The organism is Paraburkholderia sp. BCC1886, from assembly GCF_900996245.1.
Classification (GTDB): Bacteria; Pseudomonadota; Gammaproteobacteria; order Burkholderiales; family Burkholderiaceae; genus Paraburkholderia.
In genome coordinates this window covers 1-470 of sequence record NZ_CAAJGK010000114.1, presented here as the reverse complement: position 1 = coordinate 470, position 470 = coordinate 1, and the positions used below count along the sequence as shown (strand labels likewise).

1 protein-coding gene is annotated in these 470 nt (G+C 71.7%); it reads right to left on the bottom strand.

Features of this window, described 5'->3' with window-relative positions:
• Positions 1-470: sensor histidine kinase (locus tag FQ746_RS31930; protein ID WP_409932454.1), on the bottom strand; the 470-nt coding region annotated here is incomplete at both ends.

The window sequence follows — 470 nt, the reverse complement described above, 5'->3', positions numbered from 1 at the left end:
CGCCCAGCATGTGCGCGCGCTCGCGGATCCCGAGCAGGCCGAAGGACTTGTCGTCGGGCGTGCGATGGCCGTCGGCCTGGGGCGCGCCGACGCCGTCGTCGACGATGCGCAGCACGCACTGGCGCTCGTCCACGCTCAGGGTCAGCTCGACGCGCGAGGCGTCGGCGTGGCGCGCGACATTGGTCAGCGCCTCCTGCACGATGCGGAACAGCGCGGTGGCGCTGGCGTTCGAGAACTGCACCTCGCCGGGCTCGATGCGGCGCTCCACCTCGATCCCGTAGCGGTTGGTGAAATCGTTGACCAGCCATTCGATGGCCGGCACCAGGCCGAGGTCGTCGAGCATCACCGGGCGCAGGTCGGCCGCGATGCGCCGCACCGAGGCGACCGTCGCGTCGATCAGGCGGCGCATCTCGCGCAGCGGCTCGGTCACGCTCTCGTGCACCTCGTCGGCCTTGTTGCGCAGCAGCCGG